Here is an 8,625-nt window from a genome sequence, read left to right on the forward strand (position 1 = left end):
ACGGTATGCGTTTAAGAGCTATCATCAGCTATGATGGAAGTCAATTTTCTGGTTATCAGGTTCAACCGGGAAAAAGAACAGTACAGCTAGAGCTTGAACGAGTTCTACAAACAATCCATAAAGGTGAACTAGTGAAGGTAGTAGCAAGTGGTCGTACGGATGCAGGGGTGCATGCGACAGGTCAGGTAATTCATTTTGATAGTCACTTCAACTTACCTATGGATCGCTGGAGAACTGCTTTAAATGTTCAACTTCCAAAGGATATCCGAATACATTCCGTAGAAGAAGTTGCTGCAGACTTTCATGCAAGATATCATGCGGAGGGCAAAACTTATCGATACAAATGGACGCTAAATGAGATTCAGAGCCCATTTGAGCGTAATTATACTGTCCATGTGGATAGATATAAGCCTAACGTAAATTTGATGAAGGAAGCTTCCGTACACCTTTTAGGGACGCATGATTTCTCTAGCTTCTGTGCATCTAAAACTAGTATAAAAGACTTTGTCAGAACAGTAAGGTCAATAGATTTTGAATGGAAAGAAGACTCTAATCAGCTGCATATGGTTATCAGCGGTAATGGTTTTTTATATAACATGGTTCGAATTATTGCAGGTACTTTATGGGAAGTTGCAATAGGAAAAAAAAATGTGGACGAGCTACCAGGAATTCTTCAATCTTGCGATAGAAAAAATGCTGGTAAAACCGCGCCAGCACACGGTTTATATCTAGAAAAAGTAGAGTATTCATGATGTAGCAACTTTTCCAGGTGTTTATGGAAAAATACTTGACTATTAACAGTGTGTGGGTTATGATGATGTATGGTATTTTCATTAACCCCACAATATAAGCCCCGAAACTTATTGGTATGAGGATATAGAAAATTATAGATCGATTATGATTGAATTAGGAGGACAAAATACATGCGTACAACATTCATGGCTAAAGGTCACGAAGTAGAACGTAAATGGTTAGTTATCGACGCTGAAGGCCAAACTCTTGGTCGTCTTGCTTCTGAAGTAGCAGCTATTTTACGTGGAAAAAACAAACCAACTTTCACACCGAACGTTGACACTGGTGATCACGTGATCATCATCAATGCAGAAAAAATTCATTTAACTGGGAACAAGTTAAATGACAAAATTTACTACCGTCACACTCAATTTGCTGGTGGACTTAAACAACGTACTGCTTTAGAAATGCGTACTAAGTACCCAACAAAAATGATCGAATTAGCGATCAAAGGAATGCTTCCTAAAAACACTTTAGGTCGTCAAATGTTCGGAAAACTTCACGTTTACGCTGGAGCAGAACATCCACATGCAGCACAACAACCAGAAGCTTATGAGCTTCGCGGATAATAATTAAGAGGAGGACATACACTTGGCACAAGTTCAATATATCGGCACTGGTCGCCGTAAAAGCTCAGTAGCACGCGTACGTTTAGTACCAGGCGAAGGAAAAATCGTTATCAACAAACGTGACGTAGAAGATTACGTACCATACGAAACTTTACGTGAAATCATTAAACAACCATTAGTAACTACTCAAACTCTAGGTAGCTATGATGTTCATGTAAACGTTAATGGTGGTGGATTCACAGGTCAAGCAGGAGCAATCCGTCACGGTATTGCACGTGCTCTACTTACAGTAGATCCTGATTTCCGTCCAGCTTTAAAATCTGCAGGATTCTTAACACGTGACCCACGTATGAAAGAACGTAAAAAACCAGGACTTAAAGGCGCTCGTCGTGCACCTCAGTTCTCAAAACGTTAATCTTACAAGATTACAAAGACTCTCAACCTTATGGTTGGGAGTTTTTTTATTTTTATTCAAACATTCTCACTTTTAGTTATTAATCCTTTCTAGATGTCAAAGAAGGGATTCTTTTATTTCAAAAAACTAATTGAAATGCCGTATATACTAACGTAACTAACTTAAAAATAACAGATGGTATTAAAAGGTATTTAAGTTATAATAGTAAAGGAAAAAATAGGGATAGGAGAGTGTCGGGCTTGAAAATAACACAGCAATGGAATCAGGTGGATAGTGATTATATACGACAAAAGGTTATTGAGCATAATATGGCTAATATTCCTGAGGAAGTGAAACACCCGAAAAAACAAATCAGTTTCGTACTGCGTGATGAAAACCAAAAGATTCTCGGAGGAATTACGGGTACAATTTTTTGGTATCATCTTCATATTGATTTCCTATGGGTGGATGAGTCTTTGAGAGGTCAAGGTTACGGAAAAGAATTGCTAACTAAAATAGAAGAGTTTGCGATAGAGCATAACTGTAGGCTTATACAATTAGATACCTTTAGCTTTCAAGCACCTGATTTTTATCAAAAGTTTGGTTATGAAGTAATTGGTATCGTAGATGATTTTCCTACGAAGGATAGTAAACAGTATTACTTAGCAAAAAGAATGGGTTAGCTAAAGGTAGATTGGGTCTTAGACTCTAATCTACCTTATTATTTTTTGAAAAAAATAATTACCTGGACATCTTATTTAATGACAAATTATTAAGAATTATTTATCTTCTACCGAAAAAGGGATTGTAGCATAAATTGCGTAAGTGTATATTAAGTAAGCAATTATACATAAAGTGGGGTGGGAGAATGTTTTCTTCAGAAAGATTAGATTTTCGTTTCTATACAGAGGCTGACTTAGACTTTTTATATTCCATGCTTTCAGACGAAAGAATGACAGAATTTATAGGGAACGGGAAGACAAGGAATCGTAAGGAAACCTTCAATTTTTTACAGTGGATTTTTCAACATTATGAGCAAAACAACGAGTATGGGTTAAAGTTATTGGTACGTAAGAAAGATGGAGTGACAATTGGCCATGCTGGTATTGTTCCACAATTAATTGAGGGACAAGTGGAATTAGAAATTGGCTATTGGATTGCTAGAGAGTATTGGGGAAATCGTTATGCGAGTGAGGCTGCGGAGACTTTGTTACAAAGAGGTCTAAACCAGCTAGGAGTGGGAAGGTTTATATCGCTTATTCAAAAGCCAAATTTAGCGTCTAGAAAGGTAGCAGAAAAAATAGGTATGCAGCTAGAAAGAGAAATAATATTAAGCGATAAGCAGGTTTGCTTATATGTATATGAAAAATAGAGAGAAGTAGGGTTGAGATGAGAAAGAAATTTAATGTAGTTACTTCTACCATTTTGGTAAGCATTTTTTTAGCGAGGTTTGGGACATTTTTGGTAATTCCCTATCTTACTTTGTTTTTGTTAAATGAGTTTGACTATTCAGGTGTGCAGATAGGAGCTATATTATCCACCTTGGCTTTTTCTGGTCTTCTCATGAGTTTTTTTGTAGGTCCCTATATTGATAAATTTCCAAAAAATAAAGTTATCTTAACTGGTTTAAGCGGATATCTAGCCTGCTATATTTACTTTCCATTTATCGATCAATATGCAGGGTTTATTGTTTTTGCGGTTTTACTAGGGATGAGTCAATCAATAGTTGAGCCAACCTATCGTGTACTATTAAGTCTTTACACAGAACCAGAGAATAGAAGATTAATCTTTAATATACGATATTTTTTGATTAATATCTCTGCTGCTGTAGCACCTCTCACTTCCGTCTATTTTCAGCGGTTCGGGCTTGAGAATATATTTTTCGGTGTCGGTTTTATCTTTCTAGTAAATATTATTACGTTTATGGTGTTATTTAAGAAGTATCCGATGGAGAAACCTGCAGCTAGTTCTTCCAAATCATCTATTTTTCAATCTTTCCATGTATTTAAAAAAGATTATGCTTTCAGTATTTTTGTGCTTGCCTTGATTTTTATAACCTTTGGATATAGTCAGTTTGATTCGACTTTTAGTCAGTACTTAGGAAAGACATTTGACGCGGAGCTTGCAGTTCAATATTTTTCATGGTTGATTACGACAAATGCAATAACGGTTTTAATCATACAATACTTTGTTTATAAGCTAGGAGAGCGGATCAGTACCACTTCTTCACTAATGATTGGAAGTGGAATGTTGTCTATAGGATTACTAATTTTCGGGCAAAGTCCAAATATTATTGTGTTAATTGTAGCGATGATTATCTTTACAGCAGGAGAAGTACTGGTTTTTACAATGGTAGATATACATATTGATAGTATGTGTGAGGATCATGAAAAAGGGACTTATTTTGCTCTTACAGGTGTAAAATCTGTTGGAAGAATTATAGGTCCTAGTTTGGGAGGAATATTATTAGATAATGTAGGAAGTGGAGCAGCAGTATTCTTTATCATATCTTTCATTACTATTTTATCTGTCCCATCATTTTTTATAAGTTCTAAAATGAAGCCGAGAATCTAATCATACTCTTTGTCCCTCTTACGTATAATGAGTGAAAAAGGAGCGATTAACCTGAAAAAATGGCTTATAATCGGTGTTTTGTTTTTTGTCACTCTACTAGCGGTAACTTACAGCACAAGAGCAAGTGATATTGGTTTTTTCCTGCCAGAACCATTAAGTGGGGTAAAGGTTGTCATCGACCCAGGGCATGGAGGGATAGATGGCGGGGCGAGTTATGGGGAAGTAGTGGAAAGAGATATAACTCTATCTATGTCTCTTAAACTAGAAAAAATTTTAAAGTCTCAAGGGGCAACGGTTGTTATGACACGCACAAAAGAGGGGGATGCTGTGGCAGAGCATTTACCTGATGAGGATTACCCGACAACTCGTGCGAGAAAACGTGCAGATTTATTGCTAAGAGAAGAGATTATGAATAACTCTGAGCCGGATATGGTCATTAGTATGCATGTCAACGCTGTTCCTGAGGAAAGATGGAGAGGCGCTCAAGTTTTTTATCACGCAGAGGGACATGAGGGCGGACAGCTACTAGCTAAATCCATCCAATCATCCATTAAAAGCAATATTGGTAATACTGAAAGAGAGGCACTCGCTATCAAGCAAGTCTATATCTTGAAGAAAGCAAAAGCACCAGCAGTTTTAGTGGAAACTGGTTTCATAAGCAATACAGATGAAAGAGAATTGCTTACATCGGACAAATATCAAAATGATATGGTAAATGCTATCGCAGATGGAATTAGATTATTCGTAGAAGAAAGCGTTTATTGAGCCGATGAAGGGATGGTAGACCCTCGTATATGGTATACTATATTGCGAATAGTTAACTAAAGGGGAGTGTCTGCACAATGATTAATGAGAAACAAGTTCGTACATTACTTGGGGAATTAAACGATCCGTTTTTACATAGAACTCTTGAAGAAACGAATGGTATCTCTCAAGTTTCGATAAAGGAAGAGAAAAATCATGTTAGTGTCAAATTGGCAATTGCAAAGATTAACTCAGCGGAGCAAATGCAGTTACAAACTAAAGTAGTAGAAATATTGAAAAATGCTGGTGCCAACACGGTTGGTATTCGTTTTGAAGAGCTTCCTAAGGAAGTATTAGAGCAGTTCCGCGGAAAAGGAAAAGAGAGCGATAGCGAGGATATTCTTTCTCCAAACAGTAAAGTGAAGATTATCTCTATCGCATCTGGTAAAGGAGGCGTAGGTAAATCTACGGTATCCGTGAACTTGGCTGTGGCTCTTGCTCGATTAGGGAAAAAGGTTGCTTTAGTAGACGCAGATATTTACGGCTTTAGCGTACCGGATATGATGGGAGTAAAAGACGTTCCTCAAATCAAAGAAGATCGTATTATTCCAGTAGAGCGCAAAGGAGTCAAGGTAATATCAATGGGATTCTTTGTTGAAAACAACACTCCTGTTGTTTGGCGCGGACCAATGTTAGGGAAAGTTTTGGACCAATTCTTTAAAGATGTAGAGTGGGGAGAGTTAGACTTCTTGCTTTTAGATTTACCACCAGGTACAGGAGACGTGGCATTAGACATTCATCAAATGCTGCCTGCCTCTAAAGAAATCGTTGTCACTACACCACATCCAACAGCAGCTTTCGTAGCAGCTCGTGCGGGTGCTATGGCTTTACAAACGGATCACGAGATTTTAGGAGTTATTGAAAATATGTCATGGTACGAATCTAAGTCTACTGGTGAGAAGGAGTTCGTTTTTGGTAAAGGCGGAGGCCCTAAACTTGCCGAAGAACTTCGTACAGAGCTTCTAGGTCAGATTCCTCTTGGTCAGCCTGACTGGAATGATATCGATTTTGCTCCTTCCGTATATTCTGAAACCCATGAGACGGGCAAAATATATTTGGATATCGCTGAAAAAATTATAGAAAAAGCATAAAAAAAAAGGCCGTTTCCTAATAGGAGCGGCCTTATTTTTCTTCCTCTTTCTTGCTTTCCTCTTTCTTAGAGCCACCGCCACTTTCCTCTTTTGAGGCGCCCGCTTCTTCTACTAGCTTCTGCCATTTTGTTTGTAGCGTTGGACTTTGAATAGTTTCTTCTACAACCTTTTGGATCTCTTTACGCATATCACTTGATTTTAGTGTTTTTTCTAATTCCTTTTTCATCTCAGCAGAACTAAAGAAACTCTCTAAGTCCTTAAGGTATTCTGAATCCTTCATCATTTTTTTCATCAAATCTTCTTGTTGTTTCAGCATACTCTTTGCCATAGTCTCAGAAAATTTAGGGTCCTGATAAAGTTCCTTCCAAAACTCCTCTGCTTGCTTAGAAAGCATAGTCTCTTCGACCGATTTTTTTACTTGTTCACTGTCTATTACAAGCATTTCTTGAAATTGAGGATCCTCTAAAAGGGTGCGTATAGCTTTCTTACCATCCTCAGTCTGCAATGCATCGATTAACATCTTTTTGTTTTCTTCATATGAAGGAGTGCTAGAAGATTCACTACAACCAGCTAGGAGCCCAATACTCAATAAAAATAGGGCAAAATATTTCATTTAAACCTCACCATCCTTTCGATTATTGTTCACATTTAAAATAGAAATATGTATTGCATTTATGAAGAAATAGATTTTTTCCCAAATCGTTGATACAATCGTAAGAGGAAATAGAGTAGATGGAGGAAATCTTGCTGTGACAATTCGAAATTGGTTTAAATTCTTTCTTAATTCAATGATTATCGGCGGCCTCATTACAGGAGTTTTAGGTTTGTTCATCCGTTGGGATGATGCCTTTGCAAAATATTTTGAAGCAGGACAATGGAGTGAATTTATTGCTGCATTTGTTTTTATGGTAGTAATGGGTTTCACTATTAGTGTAATTGCCCAAATGGGATTCTTCGCTTATTTAACCATTCATCAAATGGGCGTAAATATATTTAGAACTCTAACACTATGGAATTGGGTACAATTATTAATTATTGCGTTTGTGATATTCGATTTGATAATGTTCCGCTTTCGTCCAAATGCTGAAACGACGGGACAAGTTTGGTTATACGGAATCTTGTTGGCCATTTTAATAATAACGGCTGTAGTTGTGGGTATAATAAAAGCAAATAAAACAAAAAAGCATGCGCTAATTTCGGCTGTATTCTTTATGATAGTAGTTTCCACGTTAGAGTGGCTTCCAGTCTTAATGGTTAATGCTGACAAAGTAGATAGCTGGGTTACTTTATTATTGTTTCCCATACTTGCAGTTAATGCATACCAATTGTTGGCCTTACCGAAGTACAACGCTAAATCTGATGAAGATCGTTTAAAACTTGAAGCTCGCAGAAAAGCGAGAAGAGAAGCAGCAACAGCTGTGAAGGGTAAATAAGAAAACTGCTCTGACTAATTAGTCGGAGCAGTTTTCTTTAATCAGGAATGCTTTTTGTTTTCATTTTTAAATTAAATATATTTTGTTCAATAGTAACAAAAGGTTGAGATTTTAAATATTTTGCAAGTTGGACCGTGTCGATTCGTTCCTCTTGGTGTAAGGGAACGGTAAGTATATCTCCTTTCCCAAGCTTAGGAATGCTATCTCCTAAAACTAAAGAAGATCCCAGCAGATTTATTTCCTCCTTCCAAGCATCCTTCTGAAGCTCCATTGGAAACTCATAATCAGAAGTTCTAAACCAATTAGGCTTCTCACCAATCGCTTTTTCAAATTTATCTACTTCTTTTTTAAAGAGACTGCGGTCCTCGGTATACTGTAAACCCTCTTTCCCTAACAGGCTAATAGGAATTTTTTTGTCTTTCATCAATTTAACAATCGGCTCAGAGCGCTCGATCCATTCAATGCTAATAAAAAAATGAGGATAAGGTGCTTTTAAATCTTTTACTAATGCTTCTACATCCTCTCTGCCAAATGTCAGATCTATAGTGACAGTGTTTCCATAGGTACCCTTGGAGATAACGCTTGGTTTTTCTGTCACTTGAAAGACGGGAAGAAGAGTAGAATAAGTATTGGGCATAAAGAGTAAAAGCATGAATAACAGTACAGAGGAGATGGTTATTAAAAGCTTTGTTTTCAAAGAAACACACACCTTTTCAATTTGTTTTAATAAATTTTATGATTAAGTGTTGACATTCATGTTTAAACGATGGTAAGATACAAAGGTCGCCAAAACAAAACGACAAAATACATTATATGAACATTGAAAACTGAACATGCAAAACGTTAAGACATAAAGCATCAAATAACTTCGGTTATGTTGATGCAAAACAATTTTGACATCATTTAATGATGATGCCAGCAAAACAAAATGAGCTTTTTAAGTTCTCTATTATGGAGAGTTTGATCCT

The 8,625-nt window shown here is 36.8% G+C and carries 11 protein-coding genes; 9 read left to right on the forward strand and 2 right to left on the reverse strand.

Annotated elements, in window-relative coordinates:
- Positions 1-5 precede the first annotated feature (5 nt).
- The 8 genes from truA (at position 6) to H9650_RS13200 (ending at position 6,224) form a co-directional block, all read left to right on the forward strand.
- Positions 6-752: a tRNA pseudouridine(38-40) synthase TruA gene (gene truA, locus H9650_RS13165; protein ID WP_144541022.1), complete on the forward strand. Its 747-nt coding sequence runs from the start codon at positions 6-8 to the stop codon at positions 750-752.
- 171 nt (positions 753-923) lie between these two features.
- The gene (gene rplM, locus H9650_RS13170) at positions 924-1,361 is read left to right on the forward strand and encodes a 50S ribosomal protein L13 (protein ID WP_144541024.1); all 438 of its coding nucleotides are present in this window, start codon (positions 924-926) and stop codon (positions 1,359-1,361) included.
- Between the two features lie 22 nt (positions 1,362-1,383).
- A complete protein-coding gene (rpsI, locus tag H9650_RS13175; RefSeq protein ID WP_144512714.1) occupies positions 1,384-1,776 on the forward strand; it encodes a 30S ribosomal protein S9 in 393 nt (130 codons plus the stop codon).
- Positions 1,777-2,015: 239 nt separating this feature from the next.
- On the forward strand, positions 2,016-2,438 hold the full coding sequence (locus H9650_RS13180) for a GNAT family N-acetyltransferase (protein ID WP_144541026.1): 423 nt from the start codon (positions 2,016-2,018) through the stop codon (positions 2,436-2,438).
- Positions 2,439-2,623: 185 nt separating this feature from the next.
- Positions 2,624-3,127 carry a GNAT family N-acetyltransferase gene (locus tag H9650_RS13185; RefSeq protein ID WP_191697395.1) on the forward strand — a complete coding sequence of 168 codons (504 nt, stop codon included), beginning with the start codon at positions 2,624-2,626 and terminating at the stop codon, positions 3,125-3,127.
- A 17-nt stretch (positions 3,128-3,144) separates the two neighbouring features.
- Positions 3,145-4,329 carry an MFS transporter gene (locus H9650_RS13190; protein WP_191697396.1) on the forward strand — a complete coding sequence of 395 codons (1,185 nt, stop codon included), beginning with the start codon at positions 3,145-3,147 and terminating at the stop codon, positions 4,327-4,329.
- Positions 4,330-4,380: 51 nt separating this feature from the next.
- Positions 4,381-5,094 (forward strand): N-acetylmuramoyl-L-alanine amidase, encoded by a 714-nt coding sequence (locus H9650_RS13195; RefSeq protein WP_144541050.1) that lies wholly within the window; start codon positions 4,381-4,383, stop codon positions 5,092-5,094.
- Positions 5,095-5,171: 77 nt separating this feature from the next.
- Complete coding sequence (locus tag H9650_RS13200; protein ID WP_144541032.1) at positions 5,172-6,224, forward strand: Mrp/NBP35 family ATP-binding protein; 1,053 nt, start codon at positions 5,172-5,174, stop codon at positions 6,222-6,224.
- Positions 6,225-6,255: 31 nt separating this feature from the next.
- Here H9650_RS13200 and gerD read toward each other — a convergent pair whose 3' ends face one another.
- Positions 6,256-6,837 carry a spore germination lipoprotein GerD gene (gerD, locus tag H9650_RS13205; protein WP_144541034.1) on the reverse strand — a complete coding sequence of 194 codons (582 nt, stop codon included), beginning with the start codon at positions 6,835-6,837 and terminating at the stop codon, positions 6,256-6,258.
- Between the two features lie 136 nt (positions 6,838-6,973).
- On the opposite strand from gerD, the gene H9650_RS13210 reads away from it, so the two are divergent.
- Positions 6,974-7,657 carry a KinB-signaling pathway activation protein gene (locus H9650_RS13210; protein WP_144541036.1) on the forward strand — a complete coding sequence of 228 codons (684 nt, stop codon included), beginning with the start codon at positions 6,974-6,976 and terminating at the stop codon, positions 7,655-7,657.
- A 37-nt stretch (positions 7,658-7,694) separates the two neighbouring features.
- Here H9650_RS13210 and H9650_RS13215 read toward each other — a convergent pair whose 3' ends face one another.
- Entirely contained in the window at positions 7,695-8,354 is a 660-nt protein-coding gene (locus H9650_RS13215) for a polysaccharide deacetylase family protein (protein ID WP_191697397.1), read from the reverse strand.
- Positions 8,355-8,625: the final 271 nt, after the last annotated feature.

The organism is Psychrobacillus faecigallinarum, from assembly GCF_014836595.1.
Classification (GTDB): Bacteria; Bacillota; Bacilli; order Bacillales_A; family Planococcaceae; genus Psychrobacillus; species Psychrobacillus faecigallinarum.